Source organism: Neobacillus sp. FSL H8-0543 (assembly GCF_038592905.1).
Classification (GTDB): domain Bacteria; phylum Bacillota; class Bacilli; order Bacillales; family Cytobacillaceae; genus Neobacillus.
In genome coordinates this window covers 4,727,227-4,753,292 of the sequence record NZ_CP151943.1, presented here as the reverse complement: position 1 = coordinate 4,753,292, position 26,066 = coordinate 4,727,227, and the positions used below count along the sequence as shown (strand labels likewise).

The 26,066-nt window shown below is 35.8% G+C and carries 22 protein-coding genes and 2 pseudogenes; 6 read left to right on the top strand and 18 right to left on the bottom strand.

Annotated elements, in window-relative coordinates; translation table 11 throughout:
- Positions 1-274 precede the first annotated feature (274 nt).
- Positions 275-1,213 carry an HNH endonuclease gene (locus tag NSS81_RS23705; RefSeq protein WP_342431068.1) on the bottom strand — a complete coding sequence of 313 codons (939 nt, stop codon included), beginning with the start codon at positions 1,211-1,213 and terminating at the stop codon, positions 275-277.
- Positions 1,214-1,491: 278 nt separating this feature from the next.
- Here NSS81_RS23705 and NSS81_RS23700 point away from each other — a divergent pair, with 278 nt between their 5' ends.
- A complete protein-coding gene (locus NSS81_RS23700) occupies positions 1,492-2,070 on the top strand; it encodes an excalibur calcium-binding domain-containing protein (RefSeq protein ID WP_342431067.1) in 579 nt (192 codons plus the stop codon).
- 432 nt (positions 2,071-2,502) lie between these two features.
- Here NSS81_RS23700 and NSS81_RS23695 read toward each other — a convergent pair whose 3' ends face one another.
- Entirely contained in the window at positions 2,503-6,024 is a 3,522-nt protein-coding gene (locus NSS81_RS23695) for an AAA family ATPase (protein WP_342431066.1), read from the bottom strand.
- Positions 6,021-7,298, bottom strand: a complete 1,278-nt coding sequence (locus NSS81_RS23690) for a DNA repair exonuclease (protein ID WP_342431065.1) — start codon at positions 7,296-7,298, stop codon at positions 6,021-6,023. The genes NSS81_RS23695 and NSS81_RS23690 overlap by 4 nt, the downstream gene beginning before the upstream one ends.
- 348 nt (positions 7,299-7,646) lie before the next feature.
- Between NSS81_RS23690 and NSS81_RS23685 the strand changes: the two genes are divergently transcribed.
- Positions 7,647-9,512: a DUF3578 domain-containing protein gene (locus tag NSS81_RS23685; protein ID WP_342431064.1), complete on the top strand. Its 1,866-nt coding sequence runs from the start codon at positions 7,647-7,649 to the stop codon at positions 9,510-9,512.
- Positions 9,478-10,689: a hypothetical protein gene (locus NSS81_RS23680; protein WP_342431063.1), complete on the top strand. Its 1,212-nt coding sequence runs from the start codon at positions 9,478-9,480 to the stop codon at positions 10,687-10,689. Before NSS81_RS23685 ends, NSS81_RS23680 begins: the two co-directional genes overlap by 35 nt.
- Before the next feature lie 238 nt (positions 10,690-10,927).
- On the opposite strand, the gene NSS81_RS23675 is transcribed toward NSS81_RS23680, so the two are convergent.
- The 10 genes and pseudogenes from NSS81_RS23675 to NSS81_RS23630 form a co-directional block, all read right to left on the bottom strand.
- A complete protein-coding gene (locus tag NSS81_RS23675) occupies positions 10,928-11,512 on the bottom strand; it encodes a hypothetical protein (protein WP_342431062.1) in 585 nt (194 codons plus the stop codon).
- Between the two features lie 15 nt (positions 11,513-11,527).
- Complete coding sequence (locus NSS81_RS23670; protein WP_342431061.1) at positions 11,528-12,097, bottom strand: ATP-dependent Clp protease proteolytic subunit; 570 nt, start codon at positions 12,095-12,097, stop codon at positions 11,528-11,530.
- Positions 12,098-12,216: 119 nt separating this feature from the next.
- Positions 12,217-12,447: an exodeoxyribonuclease VII small subunit gene (gene xseB / locus NSS81_RS23665; RefSeq protein ID WP_342431060.1), complete on the bottom strand. Its 231-nt coding sequence runs from the start codon at positions 12,445-12,447 to the stop codon at positions 12,217-12,219.
- Positions 12,440-13,630 (bottom strand): annotated as a pseudogene (gene xseA / locus NSS81_RS23660) (exodeoxyribonuclease VII large subunit); the annotation flags it as partial. The gene xseB and the pseudogene xseA, both read right to left, overlap by 8 nt.
- A 15-nt stretch (positions 13,631-13,645) precedes the next feature.
- A complete protein-coding gene (locus tag NSS81_RS23655) occupies positions 13,646-13,918 on the bottom strand; it encodes an exodeoxyribonuclease VII large subunit (RefSeq protein ID WP_342431059.1) in 273 nt (90 codons plus the stop codon).
- Positions 13,919-13,975: 57 nt separating this feature from the next.
- Entirely contained in the window at positions 13,976-15,124 is a 1,149-nt protein-coding gene (locus NSS81_RS23650; RefSeq protein ID WP_342434135.1) for a DUF2779 domain-containing protein, read from the bottom strand.
- A 63-nt stretch (positions 15,125-15,187) separates the two neighbouring features.
- Entirely contained in the window at positions 15,188-15,451 is a 264-nt protein-coding gene (locus NSS81_RS23645) for a hypothetical protein (protein ID WP_342431058.1), read from the bottom strand.
- A 306-nt stretch (positions 15,452-15,757) separates the two neighbouring features.
- Positions 15,758-15,961, bottom strand: coding sequence for a hypothetical protein (locus NSS81_RS23640; RefSeq protein WP_342431057.1), 204 nt, complete (start codon positions 15,959-15,961; stop codon positions 15,758-15,760).
- A 321-nt stretch (positions 15,962-16,282) separates the two neighbouring features.
- Positions 16,283-16,660, bottom strand: coding sequence for a hypothetical protein (locus NSS81_RS23635; RefSeq protein ID WP_342431056.1), 378 nt, complete (start codon positions 16,658-16,660; stop codon positions 16,283-16,285).
- Positions 16,661-17,295: 635 nt separating this feature from the next.
- On the bottom strand, positions 17,296-18,120 hold the full coding sequence (locus NSS81_RS23630) for a hypothetical protein (RefSeq protein ID WP_342431055.1): 825 nt from the start codon (positions 18,118-18,120) through the stop codon (positions 17,296-17,298).
- Between the two features lie 1,028 nt (positions 18,121-19,148).
- Between NSS81_RS23630 and NSS81_RS23625 the strand changes: the two genes are divergently transcribed.
- The 3 genes and pseudogenes from NSS81_RS23625 to NSS81_RS23615 form a co-directional block, all read left to right on the top strand.
- Complete coding sequence (locus tag NSS81_RS23625) at positions 19,149-19,937, top strand: hypothetical protein (RefSeq protein WP_342431054.1); 789 nt, start codon at positions 19,149-19,151, stop codon at positions 19,935-19,937.
- Between the two features lie 311 nt (positions 19,938-20,248).
- Positions 20,249-20,392: a hypothetical protein gene (locus NSS81_RS23620; protein ID WP_342431053.1), complete on the top strand. Its 144-nt coding sequence runs from the start codon at positions 20,249-20,251 to the stop codon at positions 20,390-20,392.
- A gap of 47 nt (positions 20,393-20,439) precedes the next feature.
- Positions 20,440-20,679 (top strand): annotated as a pseudogene (locus NSS81_RS23615) (YitT family protein); the annotation flags it as partial.
- Between the two features lie 495 nt (positions 20,680-21,174).
- On the opposite strand, the gene NSS81_RS23610 reads toward NSS81_RS23615, so the two are convergent.
- From NSS81_RS23610 to NSS81_RS23590, 5 genes are read right to left on the bottom strand one after another with little or no spacing between them, the layout of a single operon-like run.
- A complete protein-coding gene (locus NSS81_RS23610; protein WP_342431052.1) occupies positions 21,175-21,903 on the bottom strand; it encodes a nucleoside phosphorylase in 729 nt (242 codons plus the stop codon).
- Complete coding sequence (locus tag NSS81_RS23605; RefSeq protein ID WP_342431051.1) at positions 21,896-22,558, bottom strand: sulfite oxidase-like oxidoreductase; 663 nt, start codon at positions 22,556-22,558, stop codon at positions 21,896-21,898. The genes NSS81_RS23610 and NSS81_RS23605 overlap by 8 nt, the downstream gene beginning before the upstream one ends.
- A 20-nt stretch (positions 22,559-22,578) precedes the next feature.
- Positions 22,579-23,496 (bottom strand): ABC transporter permease, encoded by a 918-nt coding sequence (locus tag NSS81_RS23600; RefSeq protein WP_342431050.1) that lies wholly within the window; start codon positions 23,494-23,496, stop codon positions 22,579-22,581.
- On the bottom strand, positions 23,483-24,559 hold the full coding sequence (locus NSS81_RS23595; protein ID WP_342431049.1) for an ABC transporter permease: 1,077 nt from the start codon (positions 24,557-24,559) through the stop codon (positions 23,483-23,485). Before NSS81_RS23595 ends, NSS81_RS23600 begins: the two co-directional genes overlap by 14 nt.
- On the bottom strand, positions 24,525-26,063 hold the full coding sequence (locus NSS81_RS23590) for an ABC transporter ATP-binding protein (protein WP_342431048.1): 1,539 nt from the start codon (positions 26,061-26,063) through the stop codon (positions 24,525-24,527). Before NSS81_RS23590 ends, NSS81_RS23595 begins: the two co-directional genes overlap by 35 nt.
- Positions 26,064-26,066 lie beyond the last annotated feature (3 nt).

The following is a 26,066-nucleotide window of genomic DNA, read 5'->3' as shown; positions in this document are numbered from 1 at the left end:
TCTAAATAAAAAAACATAAATGAATTAACTAAAATACACTTGACTAATCGTAAGAAATAGACGGAGAGATTCCGCCTATTTATATAAAAAACATAAAAATGGGGGATGTCTGCATAGCATAACCGGAAAATCTCCGTTAATATTCCACGAAACGAGCTCCATTTTTCAAATAACCGGAAAATCTCCGCTTATTTTACTTTCGCTGTTATTTAAGCGCAAATCAACTGACTTGTTTAATACAGCCATTGATTTTAAAAAAAGAAAGCTGACCAGGTCAACTTTCTTCCATACTCCCTTTTCCAAATATAAACTTTTTATGCCATTTAAAAAATGGCTTATTTTCTGGCTGAAGATCTATTTTTGTTCTTGGCATTAATCCATATTTTAGGTAATTCTCGGGTTCTATCAAAGAGGATATGTGTAGTCTCCCCTGTCCATCAAAAGCGATATATCCTTTGTCATACAGGGCATCATGGTTAGAGCAAAGCAGTATCCCGTTATACGGATTTAATCGTTCTTCGTTCGTACTATCCTTCCATGGCTTTGAGTGGCTCGCACGAAGTAATTCAGGGAGGTCAATACTACAAAGTGCGCATTTAGAATTCCACAATGGCATAAGGGCCTTGCGAAATTTCTGTTGACCTATTCGCACCTTCGTTTTCATTTCTGATTCTGTTTCAGCAATAACAGGTATTAAGGTATTTCGTTCCGTTCTTCTCACATTATCGATCGATAGTTCAAGTTGTTCCTGGTTTACTTGATAGATATTTAACTCACTAATCAGTTCAAGAAGCTTTATTGCGAGTTCCTCATTACATGGGTATAAATAGCCTTGGTTACCATCCCCGTTTTGTTGAAATGGGGAATATTTGATTGGAAGAAGAGAAAGTATTTCACTTAAATTCGCTTTCAAATTTAAAGCTACGTCTAACTCATGGTAATCCAATTTCACAATATAGCCCTCATTATTCCAATTGCTATGATTTTGCAAAATGGAAGGTTTAGGAGCCGTTTTAAAATCCTCGGTTGCAATACTTATGGCAACAATAAACCCTTTAACATAATGAAAAATTCGGTCTCCTTTTTGCACCTCTTTCATACGGAGCCAAGAGTGTGGAACATTCCCACCTTTGTCTTGTTGCGGTGACCAAATGATCCCTAATTCTTTTTCCTCATGATACGTATGCCCTTGCATAACAATGTAGTTATTCATTTCTTCTCCTTTAGTCCATACATTCTTATGTTAATGAAAGCTTCCAATAAATAAACAAGCATATTTGTTTTATTTACCCAATTATACCACTTATTATTTTATTCTTCCGATGCTTTTGTTTGTATGTAGTTTGAATAAATGAATGTCCTTCGAGTTAACATACAATTGAAAGGAATAATGCAAGATAATTGAATCTATTTGTTCATTAATGTTTGAATAAAATGTAAAATTACATAGGCATTATATTTTTATCGATTATAAAAAGGAGGATTAGTCATATGTCAATTCTTAATAATATTTTTTTGCTGTTACTTTTAGTATCGGTCATCATTATTATCATAGGTTTAATTAAACCATCCTTAGTTAGAATGAAGTCTCGGAAAGCTGCAATAACAAGAGGTGCTTTATTGTTTGTACTATCTTTCATATTATTTGGTCTTACAATGCCTGACGAAACAGAAGAAGTCAGTGAACCTGATGAAGAGCAAATATTAAATGAAGAAAATGAAAAGAAGGAAGCCGAGCGTTTAGAAGCAGAAAAGGCTAAGGAATTAGAAGAGCAACAGAAATTTCAAGAACAACAAGCATTAGAAGAGCAACAGAAAAAGGAAGAAGAAGAAAGACTACGATTAGCTGAGGAAGAGAAGAGGAAAGCTGAAGAAGAAGCTGCACAAAGAGCACAGGAAGAAGCAGCTAAGGTCCCTACTGAAGTTGAAGAAACAATTCCAAGCGAAGACATAAGCTTTAAGAATTGTACTGAAATGAGAAAAGTTTATCCTAATGGGGTACCTTCAACCCACCCTGCATATGATTCTAAACATGACAGGGATGGGGATAATATGGCATGTGAGCAGTAAGGAAAAAGATATATAGCAATGAGAACATGCTAACTATCATCTTTTATATTCCTATGATTTTAACTTAACCTATTTTAAAAAATCCTAATAGATCAAAAAGATCAAACTGCTTTAAATTTTGCTTTTCTAACCATTTCACCTTCTTAAAAGATTCAAGGTATATCAATAGATTATCATAAAAATTCTTAGACCAATTAATTCTCTTTGCATAACCATAATCAGAGCAACCCCTATTTTCATAGTAAACTATAAGTCACATTCGAAACGGAATTACTAGTAGAATCTTGTTACGTCACCAACAACTAACAAAATAGACTAAGGGGTAATTTATATAGGGTACAATATGAAGTCTTACAAGTAATAAGGCACAACTAGCGTTAATACTAATTGTGCCCCTCCCTGTTTTCTACTATGGTAATTGTACAGTACACACTATACGGTTACAGTGTTGAGTTCTTTTAACTGATAAGAGGAACTATCAGTTGATACTGCATTCATTAGTTCAATCAAACGATAATGGTGAGAGAAAAATATGATTTGTGTATGTTTTGATAGTTCCAGTAATACTTTTAATGTTTCTTTCGACCTTTCGTCGTCAAAGTGGACAAGGATATCATCCACGATGAATGGGATTGGTTCATTGTCTTTTACATAATTTTCAATGCTTGCAATTCGTAAAGCTAAATATAATTGGTCTGTTGTGCCATCACTCATACCTGAAACTTCTACCTTTTCGTCATTGTTGCGAACTCCCATGATGATTGGTTGGTCTTTTTTGTCATAGTCAACGGTTAGTTCATCAAAGGACCCTAGTGTTAGTCGATTGAAAATTTCGCTCGCTCGATTTAGGATTGGGCTTTGATTGTTTTCTCGGTAGTATTCAATCCCTTTTTGTAACAATAGTGAAGCTAACTTATAGTTGATGTATTCATTTGTGTACCCTGCAATGGCTGCTAGCTTACTTTGTTTTTCTCCTGCTGCTTTTACCGAAGAAAAGTTCGTTCCTTCAATTTTTTCTGTGTACTCATTTTTTACTACACCATGTGCTTGTTCCATTTCAGATCGAGCTTTATCCAAAGTTATTAATTCTTGCTTTACTTCATCCAAGTCAATATCTAGTGAATCTTTGTTTGCAAGATTTGCTTCTTCCAGAAGGTCATTGAGCATTAGACCATTACCCAATTCGATAATCTGTAATTCTAACTGTTCAATTTTGTCCTTCCATTTACACTTTTCCTTATAGTCAGACTCGATTTTTTCAAGTTCTTCAATTGATTCACAGCAGGCTTGCTCGAGTAGCCTTTTTAGAACATCATTTGCATGAGTGATTTGCTTTTTCGCCTCTTCAAGTTCACCTGTTGCATTCGTTTTTTGACTATTAAGATTGTCAATCTCGATTTGGTCTTTGTTTGCCTTCTGTAATGCGTCAAACAACGTTATTACGGCAAGGTCCATCGCATTAGGAATTAATTCGATGTTAATGATTTGCTTGATGCTTTCTACCTTGTATTCAAAAGCATTAATTCTTTTGGTTAGGGTATCTATTTCTTTTTCTGCGTGCTTTAGTTTATCATAGTTAGTTACACAATCTTCGTATGTCTCAAGAAGCTCTTTGACCACTGTTGGAGAGGTATATTTTGAGATCTTTAGGTTTTCAATTACCTTGTCCCATTTACCTATCCATATTTCAAGTTCCTTACCGGTTTCTGCTACTTTTTCCTTAGCGATCTCTAGGTTTTTCTTTATTTTCGTTAAGTTTTTTATCAAGTTTTTACGGTTGGTCTTCTCTTCTGCTACTCTTTTACTCTTTCTTTCTGCTGCTTTCACGAGTTCTTCAAGTGTCGAATAGTCAGCACCTGGTTCAATGTCCCTAAGGGATTCTCTTAGCAACTCCATAAACACTGCGATTTTTTCATTTAACCCTTTTACGTGGACAGCTATTGTCTCTTTACTTTGATTACGTTCAAGAATCGCTTCATATTGATCCAGCCACTCTAACATTTCTGGTGGTGATAATGGTTCAAAATGAACGGATTGCCAATGTTCTTTCCATTGCCCATTCCAAATGAACTCTTTTTCCACTAAACCTTCTAATGATGATTTAAGTGTACTCAAATTATTTTTACTTTTTTCAATACTAAGGAGCAAATTATTTTTTACCCCGACCTTCTCAGCCTCGGTTCGCATCGTATCTGAAATACCATCACTTTCATGGATACTTCTTTCAAATGCCAAATCAAGTGGCAGACCGTTTGAAAAGGCGGATAGTGCTGCTTCGTCAAGATTACCTGTATTCAATTTTTGGCGAATAACTAGCCAGCCTTCATCCCGATATTTACGCGATTCTTGCAATTGAGTTATCGTCGGTATATCCGCAAGTGATTCTAGTTCACGAATTCTATTTTCATAATCTAGAATAGCTTTATTTTCATCCTCAATTTCTTTTTCAAACTGCTTTTTTTTGCTAGAAATTTCTTCATTGTCTTTTTGAAATTTCTTAATGGTTTCCTTTAACGTAGGCACTTTTAACTGAAATAATTGATCGCTTGTTCCATTAAACAGAGGCAAGCTGTGGATTAGCTCTGTTAGTTGCTGCTCAACTTGTCGTAATTCTTCTTCCTTTTCTTTTAATAGGTTCTCGAGCTTTCCTTCCTCTCGAATTCTACTAATGGCAGCATCAAGTGACTCCACATCAAACGCCTCGTTAACCTCTTGAATATCACTTTGAATCTCAGTTAGCTCATTGTTTAAAGAATTATAATCGTCGTTTGCCTTCTTTGCATTGTTGTCTAATACGAGCTTGTGATCCGCTAATTCATGAATATTTTTCTTAAGCTCCGTACTGATCCGATATTGCTCTATCGTATCAAAATTGTCCGTAACTTGACCTAGCTCTCTTAACCTGGCGAGAATACTTTGTTCTAATTGACGAAATTCTCCTTGAAGAATTGGCACCTGCTCGACATCCTTACGATAACTGCTGCTTTCCCGATACAAGGATTCAATAAAAGATGCTTGGTCAAGAATTCCTTCTGGGATAACAATTGTTTCTAGTTGTTTTTGTGCTTGCTCCAAGTCCTTCGTTGCTTTTTGCTTGGCAATTTTAGCTACTTCTAAATTTCGCACATTTTCTTTTCGTAAATCTTCTATATTTTCTGGTAAGTCGGGAACGGTAGAAAGCTCTTCACATTTTTCTTGCATTTCCTTGTAAAGGGCGATTTTTGGTAAAGTTTGTTTTAGTCGCAAGTATTTTTGTTCCATTTCTCTTAACTCTTTAATTCTTGTCTTTAATTCCTCTATTTTCTTTTTACCCTCAACATAGTTTCGCTCTAGTTCTTTCCAATCTTGTATTTTCATTTGGTTATCTGTAATTTTTAGCGACGATTCTCTTTCTTCTTTAATCGCACTATTAATCGTTGATTTTGGCCTGTTTTTTGTATACAGCTTGCTTGTTTTTATTTCCATTTCGTCTAAAACGCTCCGAAGTGCATTCATTCCTGTTGCAGCAGAAAATAGACTTTGACCCACATTTCCATCACTTTGAAGAAGACTTTCTCCACCTTCACGTAATCGAATATGATCTAGCGCAAACATGTTATTGAACTGATCTTTGCTCATTCCGTTTAAAAATTGAAGAACTTGTTTTTCATCGAGTGGGTTATTGTAGGCATCTAATACAGTTTTTGATTGACCTTTACGTCGAGTAAAATTCAACTTTTCCCCTTTTTTGTTTTGCAATTCACCTTCAATCCTCAGCTTTTGATTGCTGTGTAGGAAGGTGTCTGGTGTGTTCTTTGGGAAACCATATAAATAGTTAGTAAAGGAACGAAGGATCGTGCTTTTTCCTGCTTCATTTGGACCGTATAGTAAATGAAAGTTTTTCTTTTCATCAAAATGTAAATAGTAATCGGTAAAATGACCAAATGCTTTCAAATTTATAAAATTTATTTTCATGCAATTACCTCCCCAGCTTTCGTAGTCAAGTAATGTAAAATTAGATCTTCTACTTCTTTAATTCTATCTTCAATGATTGCTGGATTTGTGAAATCAAAAGCATCTTCCCCCGTCTTTAATTCGTGGGGTAATACGGTTTGTAAGTCTTTAAATTCCGCTAATAGCAATTCAACCGTTTCTGGTTCGTTCCGAATCTGTTCAATGAATTCTAGAATGCTTGCGATAGGGGTGCTATTTTCCTTTAACTCATTGATATCGATTTTTCTACTTGTTTCAATTTTTACCTTTTCAATCCAAACATCTCCAGTACCCACTTCTAAAGCCATCGAGCGAATATTATTCATCACATGTTCTTTTTCCACAATTAACTTTTGGTGAATTTCACTTGCACCGGTTATTCGGAATCGTATGGCCAGGAACCTACCATCGGATTGATTCATAAGCTGCTCCAATTTTTCACTGGCGATATCTAATACATCTTGTTCCGTTTCACAAGCAGAAGCGTCCACCTGGCAAACTTCCCACCTTAGCACGTCAAGGGTATGGTGTTCATATTGTTCAATTTGTCCCTCTTTTACCGTAACAATGGTACATCCTTTATTTCCAATTTCTCTAACATGCCGACCTTGGATATTACCCGGAAAGAGGATGACTGGATTGCTTTTATGTAACACTTCTCTTAAGTGGATATGACCTAATGCCCAATAATCATAGCCTTTTGCTTTTAAGTCATCTACTGAACATGGCGCATAATTTTCATGGCCTTCATGTCCGGTTGCACTTGTATGTAACAGACCAATGTTTAGGTATCCTTCCTTTTTTTGCGGGTACGATGTTGCCAAATTTTCTGTCACAGCTCTTGATGCAAAACCTTGTCCATGTAATGCAACCTGTAGAGATTCAATCGTTATCGTCTTAGGATGGTCAACGGAAAACTCAAAGACATTCGCAGGTAACTTTAATTCTCTAGTGATGAGGCTTTGTGCATCATGATTTCCTCGAATTAAGTAAACATTAATTTTTTCTTTATGTAGTCGAATCATTTGGCTAATAAAAAATAGCCCTGTATTGTAATCCTTCCAATCTCCGTCGTAAAGATCACCAGCGATAAGCAGAAAGGCTACTTTTTTTTCAATTGCCAGGTCGACCAAGTTTTGAAATGCCTCACGTGTTGCATTACGAATTTTCTCCACAGGAGCTCCTTCGTACTTTTCCAAACCTCTTAACGGACTATCTAAATGAATATCCGCTGCGTGAATAAATGTAAATTCCAAAAAGATTCCCTCCTAAAATGAACAGTTCCCTACCTCATACAACTAAATTTGGTCATTTTATAAAATCTTTGATACTTAATACAAACTTCTACATAAATCTGCTTTTTCCTTCTTTTTCCTGAAAAAGTATAGACTGTTAGTCCTATGTGAATAAAGATGCTTTATTACTTTGAGTGGGTTCGTCGCTTACTTAAATGTTTTGATAGCTAGTATATTTGATATGATATTCATATCGCAGATTGCCTTATCACCGAACGACCTTTTAAATTCCGAATTTTCACTCAAAAATATTTTTTCGTGTAAAATAAAAAGTATATAATTTTCACACCAATTAGGAGGTTATTTTTATTGCAAACCTTTTTACAAGAAATATTAGATTTGTTAAAAACTAGAGCTAGTTCCTCCAGAGCCACATCTAATCCCACTCGCTATAAAGAACTAATTGAACAATCGGGGCCAGATATATTTGCGAGAAGACTAGGTTTCTCACGTAAAAAAATAAATAGTAGTTGCTTTCAAAGGGATACATGGGTTGATTGCCCTTGGATTTCATTTTATTCGCGTAATACGAGTAAACCTGGGTTAGGTTATTATTTAGTTTATTTATTTGCAGGAGATGGCAGTTGTGTATATCTATCATTAAACCAAGGAACTGAAGGTTTTCAACAAGTAGTCATACAAAAAAGAAAACAGGATTTAAATATTCTTACTGAGCAAGTCACAGGAATAAGTAAAAATGATATAGATCTACATCAAATTACAAATTCCGAGCGGCCAAAGCTATATTCCTTGGGGAACGTTATGTCATTTGTATACAAAGATGGAGCAATTCCAAGTAATGAAGATTTGGTAAGTGATTTTGAGAAATTGTTTAATGTCCTTGAATCTATTGAGTATACCGGATTTAAATTTTACCAAGTAGAACCTCAGTCACTTTTCTGTAAAGTAACTGCAGCAGAATTAAGAAAAATCAAAGAGAAGTCAGAATATTACCCTAAAGGCATTTATCTAGAGATTAGTGAGGAACATAAAGCCATTAATGTAATAAAAACACAGCTAAACAGTTCAATTCCAACCTATGCTAATTTTTATCATAGCGATAACGAATGTTGGGGTTCAAGGGTATTGGAAGTTATTCATGATGTTACTTCTATTAGTTCCTCAAAAATTGTACGTGTAGGACGAATGTCATCTTCTAATTGCTATGTGTATATTGCTAATTTTCATCAAGTTTCTAAGGAATTTATCAATAAATTAGTATTGAAGAAAAAACGGATTGATTCTAAAGAAATAACTGCAATTGCGAATACTGGTGAAAAATTTTCATTCCCATATGAAAGGTATGATTTCATGCGCGAAATGCAAAAAAAAACAAACTTGGATCTTAGTTTTATAAAGGATTTAAAAGAAACTCTTTTGGAAAATGGCCAAATAATTCTAGCTGGACCCCCTGGGACAGGAAAAACATTAGTCGCAGAGGAACTTGGTAGGGTTATTGCGGGAATAGAAAATGTTAAGTTAGTACAATTTCACCCTAGTTATACATATGAAGATTTTATTGAGGGACTCCGTCCTGTACCAACATCTGCAGGAATAAAATTTGATGCATCCCCCGGAGTATTGATGAAATGGGCAAATGAAGCAAGGGATAAACAAGAGAAATATGTATTAATTATAGATGAAATGAATAGAGCAAATTTGCCTAAAGTCTTTGGAGAGTTATTTTACCTACTAGAATATAGAGATAGAAAAATAGACTTACAGTATTCTAAAGGTTTTAAACTCCCAAGTAACTTATACATAATTGGAACCATGAACACGGCAGACCGAAATATTCGTGCACTCGACCATGCTTTGAGAAGACGTTTTGAAATATTTGAATTAGGTGCAAGATCTGATTTGTTACGAAAGTTTTATAATAACAAAAAAGAACAAGCATATTCAGTAGATAAATTGATTGAAGGATTTACATCCTTAAACAACCAACTTCGTTCAGAAATTGACCGCCATCATGAAATCGGGCACTCATACTTTATGAAAAAAGAAATTACAAGGGAAATTCTGAAACGCGTGTGGGACCGTAAGATTTTTCCTCTTATTGAAGAATATTATATAAATTATAAGGAAGACAAATTACAAATAAAATTTAATTTTGATGTTTTATGGCCGGAGGAAGTAAATGGAACTGACAGAGACGATACCAAAGATACTTAAATTAAGTTCTAAACAAGCTGAAGCTTTACAATTTCTAGGGTACGAGTTGGCTGAACAATTAGCACAAGATAAAAATCATATAGACGATGAATATATGTCTAAGGAAAGATCCATAATTTCTTGTAGAAAAATTTCTGATGGCAACTATGAGGTAATTGTAAGAAATGCAATTGGTATAATAGGTTTAGGAGAGGCAAATATCCAAGTAAATCCTAAAATACCAATAGATCACTTTTTATATCTATTTTCGGAAGCGACACGAATGCCACGTCTCGCTTCCGAAAAAGCATTTGGAGAAAGTGGTCATAATTTGGTGGACCTTTTCATTTTATCTTTCTTAAAGTATGTTGAAGAATTGGTACGCCAAGGAATTCTTACAACTTACCAAACAGTAAATGAACCACTCCCTGTTATACGTGGAAACGTTGATGTGAGAAAAGTAATTATGAACTATTCCATGGGTCGATTACTGTTTGATTGTGAATATGATGACATTATAGTTGATCATCCTTTAAATCGAGTGATTGTAGAGGCACTATTAACTATTAGCATGATTAATGATGAATGGAAAAAATTAGCAACACCCCTTTTATCCCTTTTTGATGGAGTTGGAAGATTACAATCAACGGACCTTACCATTGAAACAGATCGTCGCTCATATTATTATCATGATGCTTTAATTCTAGCAAAACATATTCTTCACAGGATTGGTCTAAATTTGAGATACGGTGAACTACCAATTATATCCTTTTTATTACCAACTCCTGTTGTTATTGAAGCAGGACTTAGGACTATTCTTACCGAACATTTAACTAATGAAACTGTAGAAAAAAAACCTTATCAAATTGGTGAGACAATTCAAGGGAGTTTAATAAAAGTAAATCCTGACCTAGTTTTTGGAGATGGATTAGGGGTCGGGGATGTCAAATATAAGTTGTCAAAAGGCTACTGGAAACGTCAAGATTTATACCAAGTAACAGCATTTGCAGCTGCTGCGAAATCTAAACGTGGACTTCTTCTAAATTTTCAGGATGCTAAAACACTGTCACTTCCAAAAGTAACCTTAGGTGACATTGAAATAAGTCAGTGTGCTTGGAATATCGATTCAAAAAGTCCTGAAGTTGCCGCCAAAAACCTTGTTAAAGAAGTACATAGGTGGATTACTGAAAAAGGTTAAAAAACCTTAATAAAACATATAACTTAAGATAAACACTTGTGATACTTGAAAAAAAATCCCCTACATTGGGGATTTTTTAGTTCCTTACTTACATTAAGTTAGTCGAATTCGTGATAAGTTTTTAGCCAAATAGGATAATATTAATTATCTTTCATACCAACTGTTCCAACTTTCCAAAGCTTCCTTTAATCCTAGTAAAATATAAAAAACAATCACAAAAATTCAGTTTGAATAGTCGTTATATTAACTGTTGAACAACTAGTTTATCATTAATATCTTGACTAATAATAAAATAGGAATAATCAACATTTATAAGCTCGTTTTTAATATTTTCTCTAATTTCATGAACCAGTCTTGTATTTAGTGCTTCTTCAATTGAAATTGTCTCACAATTATAGAATTTATTTTCTATATCAAAATTAATTAAATCGTTTCGGTATTTGAATATTCGTATAACTATCTCATCAAAAGACATATTTCGATGATAATCTTCCACTAATCCTTCCAAATCTCTTTTTTCAGATGACCACTGATTAACACCTATCTGAAAATCAGATGTACTAGCAGCATATCTTTTATTTCCTGCATAATAAATTGGTAATGCTGATGCTGAAATAGAGCTGGAATTATAGGTAACAAGTTCAATATTATTTGAAATAGCATTAAGTTTATTAAAGGCCAGAATACCCGCAAAACAGTTGCCTTTAATACTACTAATTCTAAGAACGATCCTAGTGGAAGGATTATTATTTATTATTTCAAATAGCTTATAAATAGAATTTAATTCACAATCTGCACAAAAATCAATAAAAAGATCCTTCATTTTGAATCCTCCAGACTATTTGTATAGGCTAAAATATTCGTAGTTAGAACCAATAGCTTTAAAGTAATTATCATCTACCCCATTCGATTGTGCTTTGATCAATCCCCAACTTTCAGCCTCTATAGGGGATAAAGTTGTACCAGCATAATAGGCATCCAAAACTTTACGATTACTTTGTACTACATTGTCTTTTATAATCGAAATACTTCTTTTATTATTTTCTTTGATCAGTTTAATTCCATTTTTTATCTTATTCACTGTGTAATCGGAGTAAGTATTTCTTGCTTGATGAATGAGAAAATGAGAAGTTGGTACGGCGTATCTCTCTTCACCTCCACAGTATAAGGAAATAGCTGCAGATTCGACAAATCCAACGTTGTAAGTAATAATCTGGATTTTTCCATTCATCGATTTCAAGTAATTATAACCTTTTATGCCGGCATCTATATCTCCTCCGTTAGAAGCAATTAATAGAACTACTCTTTCAAATCCATTTACTGCTGCCTTCTCAATTTCCATAATTACTTGATTGATTAATTTATTATTTATGTCACAGAAGTATTCAATTACAAGGGTTTTTTTCATGAGATTCACCGCCATTTTTTTATAGAAACCTTATCCAAGCACTTTAATATTTTGAAACAATAGATGCATACACTAGAACTTCTAATCTCCTTTTAGTATTACTTTTAAAAAATTTGTGGTTATTTCCCTACACTTACCTTCTTTATTTCTCCATTTTCTTCCACTAACTTAGAAATTTTATTTTCTGCTTCTGTGAGCTTCTGATTGCACACTTTAAATAGTTCCATTCCTTTTTGATATAAATCAATCGAGTTCTCGAGAGTAACATTTTCTTCCTCTAGTTTTTCCACTACTTCTTCCATTTCCCATAATGCCTCTTCGAATGTTAAACTATTAATATCATTATTCATCCGTTTCTCCTCCTTCTACCTTTTCAACCTTACATATTGCATAATTATTTTCGAATGATATTTTTATTCGATCTCCAGCTTTTAATCCTGAGGCATTGTTAATAATAGATTGATCCTTCTGTACAAAAGCGTAGCCCTTACTTAATATCTTAAATGGACTGAGGCCATCAAATTTTAATCCTATTTCTTTGAGATTTTGATCTTTTTCTTTCATTACATGATTCCAAGTCACTTCCAAAGAGTCGTTTATTATTTTAAGTTTCTCGAATTCATTTGAGAGCTTTTTTTCAGGATGTGATAATGCTAGTTTTTTTACTTGAGAATGGTTTATTCTTTGGTGGATTGTTATGTTTAACGTTTTAGCTATTTGGTGCATTTTTTCTTGCGAGGAATGTATTTGGTTTTTCAAATTTACTAGTTTAAAATTTTGGTTTAATAAACTTACATTAGCCTGTTTCGTTTGGATGATTTGTTTCTTGCTGTTGTTCAATTTGTTTAAGGTATTTTGCAGGACCTTCTCACCATTCTTCACTTTCATTTTGGGATGAGAAATTTTTAACATTCGATTAAAACTTGTTAATTGGTTTTCTTTTGCTTTTAGTATTCTATTACTTCCATTGTTCATTTTAGAATATAGAGTCTTTACCTGCTCGGTTAAATACTTATATGTTATGGGTGTGGCAAGTTCTCCAGCTGCAGTTGGTGTAGATGCCCTTTTATCTGCAACAAAATCAGATATTGTATTGTCCGTTTCATGACCAACTGCAGAAATTACCGGACAAAGTGATTCTGAAATTTCTCTTGCAACTTCTTCATTGTTAAATGCCCATAAATCTTCTATAGAACCACCACCACGTCCCAAAATTAGAAGGTCAATGTCATTGTATTGTTTCATTATCTTAAGACCACTAATAATTGAAGCTGGAGCTGAATTCCCTTGTACGGTTATAGGATAAAGTATAATTTCTGCCATCTTATTTCTTCTTAGAATTGTCTTGACAATATCACTAACAGCATCGCCTTTTAGTGATGTTAATACCCCAATTTTCTTTGGGAAGTTCGGAATTGCTCGTTTTCTATTTTCATCAAATAATCCCTCATTTTTTAGCTTTTTCTTTAAATCTATGAATTCCTTAAATAGTTTACCATTACCTGTACTAGACATTTTATTAACTAGGATCTGGTAATTTCCGGTTGGTTAATATACCGTAATTTTCCCTTCAACTATTACCTCTTGGCCATCCTTTGGGTCAAATGTTAAGTGTTTATTGTTCCCATTAAACATTACTGCACTAAGTTTGCTATTTTTGTCTTTTAATGTAAAGTACATGTGGCCGGAATGGGTATTTAGGTTCGAGATTTCACCCTGAATACTTACTTCATGAAATTCCTTTTTATTATCTATTACATTTTTTATTGCCTCAGTAATTGAACTCACGGTATAGATCGTTCCATTAATTGAAGTTGCCAATTTAGCACTCTCTTTCCCAAAAATTATTAATAAACAATTTAAATTACTAAATTTATATCAATCATCCTGACTGAGTTCGGCTATTTTTTGCCATAATCGCACCATAGCTAATGTATCGAGTTTACAATATGAAAGTAGGTCTTTACGTATTGTTTCGATCTCATCTGGAGTTCGTAAATGTAAAGTTTCATATACCTCCATTGCCATCGAACCATTTTGAATAGTTAAATTATTATATTCGAGCTCTGCAATTCCAGGAAGTAGTGCAGGTAGAACATTTTTTATAGAAGAACTACCCTTCATTTTGTTCCTATAGACCCACTTCTTCTCAAATGGAATCATTAAATCTACGATATTATCATGAATGTTCATCAAATGATCTGCCAAATCTGGAAAGGATTCCGCCAAGTTTTTTAGGACCATTTTTTCAAATTTCTGATTATAGACGATAGAACAAACATCAAGTGGAATATCTTCTACTAATTTTTCAGCAAGCTCTCTCCTTGGATCTTTCCCAGCTGTTGCAAGAAACTCTCTATGTTCTTCAGGAGAACTTTCATCTTCCAATATATGTAGACTATATTGAAAAGGTATTTGTTGATATGGTTTTATCCCTTTAAATAATGGGATGGGCTGCTGGAAGGTCTCAAAATCCAGAAAATATAAAGGAGAGTAGAATTTTGACATAAATTCTGTGATTTCAGCTTTATTAATTATGTCCTTATTATCTTTTAGAGCAGTTACTTGAATTTGTTGTGTTTTAGTTAATTTGTATTCATCTGGGATATTTTCAATTTTTATTATTCCATTTTGAAACAAATCAAATTTTTTCTTCCCTATTCTAGCAAGGTTAAATACAGAATAATTTGGAATGTGACTCCAGCATTGGTTTACAAAAATGCACGGATTATCATCTTTCCCATATTTCTCGCAGTGGTTACCAATATCATATTTATAGCTGCGTTTTCCTACGATGCTTTTCATCGTAACAATATCTTTGTCTACTGTCGGTTGTAGTGTTGTGGTTTCCTCAGTAACGTCAGCAATGGTAAAAAGTGAATATAAATCAAGCTCATCTTCTCTAGCATAACCCTTGTTGAGGTAGACAAAATTGACACTTTTAATAGGTAGATTGTTTTGAAGCACAAAAGCTTGAATCGCAAGATCATCCAGGAACTTTGCCTTCATACGTGTTGAAGATTTCACTTCAAACAAATGCCAACCATCCTTTTCCCGAGTTAAAATATCACATCTTACCAGTATGCCATTTTAGACGAAAGTTCCTTCGTAGATAATCGATACACCGTTACTAATAAGTTTCTTTGTTTCTTGAATCATTTTTTTATAACCTTGTAAATTAACTAGATTCCCACCCGGAAATAAACCCCGTGCAACTTCAGTAACCATATTCACTTTATCTATTTTAGAATTATCAGAGTCGTTTTTGGATTTCCAATGATCGGCATTATTCATTAACCAAAAGGCTTTGGGGCATTGCTTATAAGCCAGATAATCTGTTTTTGTTATAAACATATTTTCTCCTTACTATCTATTGAATTCTATAGAGAAATCTCCAATACAAGTTATACCTCTGCAGTAATTAGTTCATCATATTTATAAATTACTTCGGCAATTACCTCGGATACTATTTCTTCAACATTTTGTAGATTCCATCTTTTTACTATCCGAACATTATCATTGCGTAATCGTCTTTAATATTTGATATTAATAAATCATGAATTGATTGTGGAATATTTCCTATATACCTTTTTAATTCCTTTTCACATTGGTAATAAAACGTTTGTGGGATTTGGAGATAAAAGTTTTCCACTTTACAAATTAATCTGTCGTATTAAAAAATATTGAGTTTTTTTCTAATGCAAGGCAAATATCTTTAATTTTCTTTGGAATACTTTCCACATGAAGTAGAGCTGTTCTACAATAATAATTCTTTTCAATTATTTCTCCACTATTAGAATAGTAGGTGATTTGCTTTTCACAATTACAATCATTACTACACTTTATTCCTATTAAAATTTCCATACCAGACCTCCTTGACTTATTCCTCCTACAAATGGACTATTAAGAATATATGCTCGTCTACCTATTTTAGTATCTATTTTTCTGCTATTTCCAGTTTTACTCCAATAATCTTCATTAATACAATTAATACAACCCTAAAAAACAAAGATAGCAGCCAATTTGACTACTATCATTTTCTTTCAAGCTGTTAGTTTGGTTTTTATTATGATCATTGAAATTTATTTAAGAAATTTCCTAGCCTTTCCATTAAATCGTTCTTGTTCACCATACTCACCCATCCCTGTGTCATACGTTCTAGTATGTTACTGGGAGACCATCCTATTATTGTTGCACCATATTCAACCCAAGGAGTCCATTTATCTCATCAAATAATGCTGCATTTTTTTCGAATGAAATGGGTGAATAATCCTCATAAATTTTGTAGATAAAATCATTACCAAAGGAGATCATTGACATAAATCCATAACGACAATAGTCAACACCATTAACTGGTCCAGGTTCCTTACAAGACAAGATTAAATTTCTTGTTAACTTCTTTCGTGCCAATAGGTCATCTGCGTCTTTATCTTTAAGAAATCTCCTTTTGTAAAATGTTAGCGCAGATTCCTCAACCTCTACTATACGGAAGGATGCCCCATCTCTTAATCTAAAGAAATCTTTTGGTCGATGAAAAGTTATTTTTGTTAGTGCATCGGCCAAGTATGAGGTTGTTTTGGTTACCCGAGCTGCTATCTAAAAATCTTGGTGACCTGCCCAATAAAATAAGGATCCACTCGAAATACTCGGGATCCCCTTCACACAACTGATATTTTTCTTCCATTTCCCACTACATAATCCAATCTAGTAACATACCTCTCAGAAAATTAGTTGGAACACAATCAAACAACCTTTCACAAAACTCCCAAAAAGCCTCGTTCAATCGCTTAGTCACCGTGATCACTCCATATAATCTTTCTCATTATCATATATACATAGGGATATTATTTTTTGCTACGGTATATAAAATAAGTTACAGATACACTTATATAGTTTGCTATAATTGTTGTTATTTTTGAAAAGCTTGACATCCATCTCGCAATATATGATTCTTGTGAAAAAAGGGATTTTATCCGAGGTGACAAAATATTGAGAAAAAAATCGCCAGCGAATATCCTATATTTAGAAATAACCTGGCGCTTTAACTCGCATTCGATCTATATAGCTTTTACAGCATAAAAAGCTCGCTTAAGAGCATTTGCTGCCTGATTTATGGCCGCCTTCTCCTGGACCAACACCCCTTGGCATCCAGAAGAAGCCGTGAATCGTATATACTAACTCCATTACATTATATAGTGCTATGCTTGATATATTGCAATTGGCATAATTTCGATTGCAGGACCTTTTATTTCAAATGATTCTTCAGTTATTTCTTCGGTATCAAAAGAAATATCATCTTGGCTCATGTTTGGAATAAATTTTATCAATTGTTCCTTTTTAAATTTCATTTTTCCAGGTAGCAATTTAGCTAAATCAATTTTTTGATGGGGTTTATATATTTTTCTTATTTTACCCAGGATTGTGAACTCCCCTTCTAATTCATAGCGATCCTCTAAAAAATGTTCGGCATCTAAAGAGGTGAAAAATTTAAAGTCACCATCTACATAAGGATTGATTATCATTGTTACTTTTTTTAGATTAAAAATAGAGGTAGCAAATTCAATTTTTTGCATATCCTCTTTGGATGTCTCAGCAGCGTAGAAACCTTTATACTTATCTGCAAATTCAATCATACTAGACATAACAAGTTCTGCAGGGGATTGTTTGAATTCACCATCGATCTCAATGAACTCACCTGTACGAAGTTGGTTCCAGATCTCCTCATCAAAACCAGCTAACTTCTGGATTTTATCCCCATCTTCAAGGATCGTGAATAAGTCTTTAAAAAGCGATGAGGTTGATCTTATTATTTTCCCTTCCCTTTCGGTACTGTCATTAGATTGCTTTTGATATTTTGCGACTATTTTTCCAAGATTCCCTTCCAGTCCTTTTTCATTTGACTTCCCTTGAGATGCAATTAGAGTGTACTCAGGCATTAAATCATCGATTAACATACTAAGGAATTGCTCAGTTTTTTTTCGGTTACACCAATAAATATCAGGTAAAAAATCTATTTTTGACACCCCCATAAAATATATTTCTATTTAATAAATTCAACATAATACAGCAATATTCCTTTAAATCCGACTTTATTATTAATTTTGGCTCTTTTCGTAAACTTTGTTGTTATTAAAACTATATATTTCAATGTAAAATGCTGATTTTAACAGCGGAAATTAGATAAATAAAACAAAAAGGGGTACAGGTACCTTCCAATTATTGGATTCCACATAGTAATTTTCCCTCAACGATCTTTTTTAGATTTTAAACAATATCTTTTCATTCATTACTTTTTGAAAATCATTAAACGCTTTACTTAGATTCTCAACTTCTTTTATTGCAATGCCTCGATTATTTTAGGTATCTGGATCAATATGGAGGTCGTCAGGCCATGCAACTGTCTCAGCTTCTTCATCAAAATAACCCTACCTAAATTCTTAAGGATTATGAAACTTTTCAAGAATTCCTTTCATGGATGGCTTAATATCAACAAGCCTCTTTTTGACTCATATTTTAAACCTCCTATAAAGCGATGGGATATTTATAAGTAAAATCCCCTTTCTACAATCATCTCATGCCTTCATAAGATCCTTTCTATTCTCAAGCCAAATTTGTATATCACGTTCTTTATTTTTGGAAAGAGAATTATCACCTTTAAGATACTCACCTAATAATATGTTGATTCTAGTTTTTTCCTGACCTCTGACATGAAAATGTGGCGGTTCTAGATAACCCAATCTGCTTTCTGCTGACTGTTTTTACCGTAGGAGTATAGCGGATAGCCATTTTAGTTGAAGTTTAATTTTATTCAGGACGACACTTTTATAGCTTTAAAGGCACCATTGTACCTAAAATTCGATAGAAAAACCGCACCAAAATGCAAAAAACGCCTTAAAAATTCACTTTTGAGCGAGAAAATGAGTGTTTGGCGTCAAAAACGGGGTAAAAAGTGAATTTTGGCCGTTCGATTATTAAATTCATCCGGGCTATCTTTAGGAAGAATGGGGAGCTTAAAAAAGTCCCTGAACTAAACGATTAAAGGGTGGGCAAAATGACGAATTTAAAATCTGGAAGCATTGACAGGTTTGAACAGTTTTCACAATTCAGTTCGCTTAAAGAATTTAATACTCATTTCGAAATGTGGCTGGCTATAAATAAGCATGATTTTTCAAAAGGGGAATTGCTTGGATTGAAACGGCTTGTTCGTTTTGCTGCAAAAATCACTGGCGTTTGCAATGCCAAAATCGGAACGATCTTAAAAGCGATTAACGAAGAATACAAGGATAACGGCATTTCACGCTCTACTTTTAAACGAATGATCATAAAAGCAGTAGAGTTAGGTGTAATCACGGTTCAAGAAACCGAACGAAAAAATGGTTCACAATCGAGTAATCTCTATGTATTTCTTCGTTTTCCCATAAGTGAACCACCTAAACAAGAAATAATGAACCACCCTAAAGAAACTAGTAATCTTTCTAAAACTAAAAAACAAGAGATTAATAAACGTCAAGAAGAACCGTCCGTTTTGGACCACACATTTGTAAGCGATAGAGTTCCACAACCTTTTGTCCAGCTGGTAAACTATTTCTTCTCCGAAGCAAAGACAATTGAGGAATATTTGAATATGACGAAAATTGCAGCCTACCGCAATAATCTGGAGAAGGAAATGAAGATCGTTCTGGAGATCGCGATCCAGTCATTCAAGCAGCTGATTCGTACGGTTAAATTAACTCAAGTAGTTAAAAATCACGTCGCTTATTTTTACGGAATTCTCGACAAAAAACTGACAAAATTCTATTACACCAGGTTGTATGAAATGGGTTTGGACAATGAGCTATAGAACGAAAAGGAACTTTTTTTGGCAGTGAAGGAACCCTCATTATTAAATGAACACTAAGCCCTTAAAATCTTTGGGCAACGATTTTCAATGCATAAAAAAAATCAGGACAAGGTTCTTGTCCTTTGTCCCTTGTTTCCCTTGTTTCTGCTATAATTTTATTAAAAATCAGTTACGGATCAAGGTGAGAGAATGAGGAAGCGGTATTCAAACTTAGATGATGTGAACAACATTAAAACGTTTAGGGATTTGTTAAAGCGTTTACAGAATTAAAGGCTAAGTTTTTTGTACCTATGCATTATGGAGCCTATCGATTGGCTGATGACACAGGCCCGGAAGCAATTGAAAGTCTATACAAAGAATGGGAAAAGCAGCAGCTTTCCAAGGAACAATTAAAGGTTTTGTTGTTGGGTGCAACCGTAATGGAAGACGGATCTGGGCGGTTGAATGTGCACTGAAATCCAAGTATAATGGGATGATTCTACAGATACAAGGATGGTCGGTAATGAAAAAAAGGTTAGTAGATATTGTTATTATTATTATTATTATTGGGGCTTTTCTGTTTGCAATAGGAGTTAATCTTTTTATTATTTCAAACGAGCTTGGATAAGGTGGAGTAACCGGGATCACTATTATTACCTACTATCTCTTTAAATGGTCTCCAGGTCTGGTGAACTTAATTCTTAATTCAATTTTGTTAATCGTTGATTATAAATTTTTAAATAAATTGACAACGGTATACACTTACGGAAGTGGGTATTACACAAAGGCGCAAATCTTCGCCGCTTTAGAAGACGGCGGACAAGTCGTTATACCTCTTCATAAGACAGATTGGAGCTCCTTGTACGGGATGGTTAAGGACAAGTTCGGGGTTATTTTCAATGTGAATTTCCAAGGGGAGCAGCCGTAGTAATAAACAGACTTCCGCTTCACCAACAAACAAAGGCTCCTGTTCGCGAATGGACAGGAGCCTTTGTTTGTTGCAAATACGTTGGTGTGGGACTAATGAGTAAATCATACGAGACCTATCTTCAAAAATCGGCCGCGATTGAGGAAGATCTTTAGTCTAATTACTTGGTAAAGTCGCTGGTAAAAACATGGCGAGGAAGGTAATATCTAGTGGCCGTAATCAAAACCGATTATGTCTGTGCCGTCACTTTTGTATGGCTGTATTCAAAAACTATTTAAAATTTTATTATTGAAATAGAGGGATGGTTCCCCCATCCTTCCGTTTCGCCATTTATAATGCTGTAATAGCATCCAGGGCTATTTGCATTTCTGCTTCCACCGCATGTGAAACCAAGTCATTGTGTGGATTGTATTCCTCACGAAGCTCTGCATCCGCATAGCCATCAATGGCTAGAATCGCTCCAGCTTGTACCCCTTTTATACTAGCTATAACGAATAAAGCCGAGTTTTCCATGTCTACTGCAACAACTCCAGCCTTTTTATAAAGCTGATGTGGAAATTCGAGAACCCCAGAATAAAAGGCATCGAGTGTAAGGGTGATCCCCTCTTTTACAGGAATGTTTTCTTCAGTAAGAACTGCTGCATTGGTTAATGCCTCAACAACTTTACGGTCTGCAACTGCAGGGAATCCATGAGGGACAATTTGTTTCGTTAATCCATCACAGCTTACTGCAGCGGTGCTTACCACAAGACTTCCCGGTTTAATCTCTTTTTGATAAGATCCTGCTGTTCCTACTCGAATGATGAACTGTACGCCACCCATAATAAGTTCTTCAAAACATACCGCTGCCCCAGGTGCTCCCACACCATGGCTGACTACCGCAACCTGTTTCCCATTCCAGCTTCCGCTATAAGTATGGTACTCGCGATTTTGGGCTAGTTGAACTGGATTATCTAGTAAATCGGCGATCATTTTCGCCCGACTCGGATCCCCGCATACTAGAACACGATCTGGCAGTATATCTGATGCTACTTTTAAATTTGGCAATTGTTTAGTCAAAGTCTTTTCGCTCCCATTCATCTTCTGGTATTGGCAGGTCATCTCCTGAGAACCTTTCTTCTTTAAACGGATCACCATTAATATGAAATCCGTTTTGCTCCCAGAACCCTGGCTTGTTTTCATCAATAAATTCAATTCCGCGGATCCATTTTACACTTTTCCAAAAATAAAGATGCGGTACGACCAGCCTTAGCGGCCAGCCATGCTTTTCTGTTAACGGCTCTCCTTCAAACGAATGTGCTAGAAGAACATCTTCTTGAAGCAGATCCTTCAAAGGAATATTGGCTGTATAATCATGATCCGCATGCAGCATTACATACTTGCTTTTAGGAGTCACACCAATTTCCTTAAGGAAATCACCGAATCTTACACCGGTAAAGCCATTGTCAAAACGAGACCAGCGCGTTACACAGTGGATGTCCACGGTGATGGTCGTCTGTGGCATTTGTTTGATTTGACCATAAGAGAGAACCACCTCTTTGTCGATTTCTCCGAACACTTTTAAATCCCATTTTTCCAGATCATAAACGGGCACGTCTCCTTCATGTAGGATCGGGAAACGTTCTGTTAATGCCTGACCAGGCGGAAGACGTTTTGTACTCTTAGGATCAACTGCCGGAACTCTCGTTCGTTTAATTCTTTCTGCTTTATTCATACTTTCATTCCTCCTTGTAGTTACCTAGAGCTTTGCTGCCCTGAAAGCTGTGAGTCTGCCCCGCGATTCTTTAGGAAGAACATCGCGAAGATGGTGATAATATAAGGAAGCATCGCCGTAAATTGGGTTGGCATCGAAAAGCCCTGAAGTCTAATGCTCAACGCATCCATAAGACCGAATAATAAGCTCGATCCAACAATGCCAATCGGGTGGGATTGACCTAACATCATCGCCACAAGAGCGATAAAGCCTCTTCCAGCCGTCATTCCTTCTGTAAACATAGTGACCTGTCCAAGTGAGAGCTGCGCACCTGCCAAACCACAAAGAATTCCACACGCCACAATCGCTCCATATTGTAAAACAGTAACTCTTAAACCAAGGCTTCTGGCAGCTGCTTCATTTTTCCCAACCGCAAGAACTCGAAAGCCTGTAACGGTACGGTAAAAGAATATGTACAACAAAATTGCTGCTAGAAAGGCGATATATACGAGTGGTGAATGGCCCGATAGAAGTTTCCCGACAACTGGAATTCCTTCAATCACCGGGATGTCCAGCTTCGGAAGTCCTTCCATGTTTTTATCATAAAAGGCTCCTTTCACATCAAAAATGGCTCGAAGACCAAACGTGGTCAAACCAAGAACTAAAAAGTTGATGGCAATACCTGCTACGATTGGGTTTGCTTTAAAACGAATGGATGCCAAACCAAATAATAGTGATACAAGGATAGATCCCAGTGCACCTACTATAACCGCTACAAACACGTTGCCGCTAAAGTAATTTCCAACGATTGCGGAAAAGGCACCTGCTAAAATTAAACCCTCAAGGCCAACATTAAAGATTCCAACGCGTGCACATAATGCTCCTCCTAGAGCAGCCAAAAGAATAGGACTGATCATACGGATGGCTGACGTGAAAAATGAGAGATCAAGCAGCTCCATGGATGTCACCTGCTTTCTTCTTTATTTTCCACCAGTTAATGGTGATCTTTGCTGTAACAAAAAGAATAAGAACTCCTTGAATCACACTGGCGATTTCCAACGGAACCTCGGTATTTCGCTCCATTCCCATTGCACCGGTTTGAAGTGCCGCTAGCAGAATCGCCGCGACCGCTGTACCCAGAGGATGGGAGTTCGCCAAAAGTGCTGCCATTAACCCTGTCCATGCATAACCTGGTACGGTCAGGGAACCTTCCACATATCGATAGTGTGATCCGAGGACTTCAACTGTCCCAGCTAGTCCGGCGATCCCGCCGCTAAAGAACATGCTGTAAAGAAGCACCTTTGTTTTATTAATCCCGCCGTATTCAGCAAAAAATGGGTTATAACCTAGCATTCTTACTTCATACCCAGCTGATGTAAATCGTAGAATTATAAATAGAATAATCGCCACAACAATTGCAATAACTAATCCCATATGAACACTCATACCTTGGAATAACTTAGGCAGCCATGCAACCTGATCAATCATGGGGGTCTGTGCTAATGCAGCCGATCCACTTTTGTCTTGAAACGGCTCCGAAACTAAATACCCTGCAAATAATACAGCTACATAGTTTAAGAGTAACGTAGAAATCAGTAATTGTACTTTGAATCTAGTTTCCATCCACCCCGCTAGGAGTGACCATAAGCCACCAGCTAAAAACCCAGCCGCCAATGCAGCCAGCATCTTGATGATCCCAGACCCCGGAACATATAAAGCAGCAAGGGCAGCACTGACGGCACCTAACACCATTTGCCCTTCAGCTCCCATATTGAAGACACCTGCTCGAAAGGCAAGGACCAATCCTAAACCTATTAATATAATAGGAGTGGCACGAGCAAGTGTGGCGGTAACAAAGTAAAAATTACCGAATGCCCCGTCCCACATGACTTTATAGGTTTCCAAAACAGATGCCCCTACTAGACTAATGGCAACTGCCCCTGTCAAAAGTCCAATTAACACGGCCGTTACAGGCTGTACCAACGATTTAAGCAGTTGTTGTAGTTTTCGTTGAAGATTCATTCTCGTTTCCTCCTGCCATTAGTACACTTAATCTCTCTTCCGTCGCATCTTTCCGTTCAAGGATATCGACAATTTTCCCTTCATACATAACAGCAATTCGGTCTGATAACGTCAGGATTTCCGATAACTCCGATGAAACGAGGAGAATACCGTCCCCATTATTTCGTTTCTTTATGATGGCTTCATGAATATATTCCATTGCGCCAATATCTACCCCACGGGTCGGTTCTGCCGCAATGAGAAAATCTGTTTCAAATCCTAGTTCACGCGCCACAATTAATTTCTGCAAGTTTCCGCCAGATAGGTTTCCTGATTTTTCATCTAGGGATTGTGCTTTAATTTCGAAGCGATCAATCCATCCATTAATAAGCTTACGGAATCCATTGAGTCGAATAAAGGAAAACTGATTGAAATTTTCCATTAGATAATAGCCCATCACCCCTGTTTCCTCGACCGAAGCTTCCTTCGCTGCTCCCCATAGGTAACGGTCTTCAGGAATATGGGCGAGACCAGCACTTCTTCTATATGCCACGGACTTGCCCGTCAAGGTTGTTTCCCCTAAGCTTATACTGCCACTATCAATTTTTCTCAAGCCTGAGATCGCCTGAATTAGCTCTGACTGTCCGTTACCCGATACTCCAGCAATCCCAACAATTTCTCCACGGTGTACGGTTAAAGAAAGATGATCCAATATCGGTTTCGCGTCTTTCCCGCCAATAGTAAGATTGTCTACCTCAAGCAGCGGTTCTCCGTCGAATTGGGTTCGGTCGGAAAGATATTGGAGCTCACGGCCAACCATCATGGTGGCTATCTGTTCGATATCAGTATTTTCTTTTAAAACATTTCCTGTTACCCGACCAATTCTTAACACCGTTATTTGATCTGCTACTTTCATCACTTCCGGCAACTTGTGCGTAATTAAAATAATACTTTTCCCTTGTTCTGCTAGAAATTGAATTGTTTTTAATAATTCCTCAACCTCAATCGGAGTTAAGACCGCAGTTGGTTCGTCAAGAATAATAATATCAGCACCCTGATACAACACTTTCAAAATTTCAATCCGCTGCTGTTCTCCTATCGAGCAATCTCCTGCTTTTTTCAATGGATTTACATGGATTTTATACTGTTCGCTCAGTTCCTTCACTTTTTCTGCTGCTAGTTTTCTATTAAAGAAACCATTTCGTTTCGGTTCATGACCAATGACAATGTTTTCTGTTACGGTAAAATCGGAAAATAACATAAAATGCTGATGCACCATGCCGATTCCATTTTCAATTGCATCTTGTGGTCCTGAAAATTTTACAGTCTTACCGCTGAGTTTTATTTCTCCGTAAGTCGGCTGTTCAAGACCGTATAGCATTCGCATGAGGGTCGTCTTTCCAGCACCATTTTCTCCGACAATCGCCAAAATCTCTCCCTTTTTCAGATTTATCGAAATCCGGTCGTTAGCTAAGAACTCACCGTACTTTTTGGTCATTTCCTTCATTTCTAACCGATAGTTCATCGT

What these genes read in the sequence shown, in the direction of transcription:
- NSS81_RS23705 (WP_342431068.1), bottom strand. Translation starts at nt 1,213, where the DNA reads ATGAATAACTACATTGTTATGCAAGGGCATACGTATCATGAGGAAAAA.
- NSS81_RS23700 (WP_342431067.1), top strand. Translation starts at nt 1,492, where the DNA reads ATGTCAATTCTTAATAATATTTTTTTGCTGTTACTTTTAGTATCGGTC.
- NSS81_RS23695 (WP_342431066.1), bottom strand. Translation starts at nt 6,024, where the DNA reads ATGAAAATAAATTTTATAAATTTGAAAGCATTTGGTCATTTTACCGAT.
- NSS81_RS23680 (WP_342431063.1), top strand. Translation starts at nt 9,478, where the DNA reads ATGGAACTGACAGAGACGATACCAAAGATACTTAAATTAAGTTCTAAA.
- NSS81_RS23675 (WP_342431062.1), bottom strand. Translation starts at nt 11,512, where the DNA reads ATGAAGGATCTTTTTATTGATTTTTGTGCAGATTGTGAATTAAATTCT.
- NSS81_RS23670 (WP_342431061.1), bottom strand. Translation starts at nt 12,097, where the DNA reads ATGAAAAAAACCCTTGTAATTGAATACTTCTGTGACATAAATAATAAA.
- xseB (WP_342431060.1), bottom strand. Translation starts at nt 12,447, where the DNA reads ATGAATAATGATATTAATAGTTTAACATTCGAAGAGGCATTATGGGAA.
- NSS81_RS23645 (WP_342431058.1), bottom strand. Translation starts at nt 15,451, where the DNA reads ATGTTTATAACAAAAACAGATTATCTGGCTTATAAGCAATGCCCCAAA.
- NSS81_RS23640 (WP_342431057.1), bottom strand. Translation starts at nt 15,961, where the DNA reads ATGGAAATTTTAATAGGAATAAAGTGTAGTAATGATTGTAATTGTGAA.
- NSS81_RS23625 (WP_342431054.1), top strand. Translation starts at nt 19,149, where the DNA reads ATGACGAATTTAAAATCTGGAAGCATTGACAGGTTTGAACAGTTTTCA.
- NSS81_RS23605 (WP_342431051.1), bottom strand. Translation starts at nt 22,558, where the DNA reads ATGAATAAAGCAGAAAGAATTAAACGAACGAGAGTTCCGGCAGTTGAT.
- NSS81_RS23600 (WP_342431050.1), bottom strand. Translation starts at nt 23,496, where the DNA reads ATGGAGCTGCTTGATCTCTCATTTTTCACGTCAGCCATCCGTATGATC.
- NSS81_RS23595 (WP_342431049.1), bottom strand. Translation starts at nt 24,559, where the DNA reads ATGAATCTTCAACGAAAACTACAACAACTGCTTAAATCGTTGGTACAG.
- NSS81_RS23590 (WP_342431048.1), bottom strand. Translation starts at nt 26,063, where the DNA reads ATGAACTATCGGTTAGAAATGAAGGAAATGACCAAAAAGTACGGTGAG.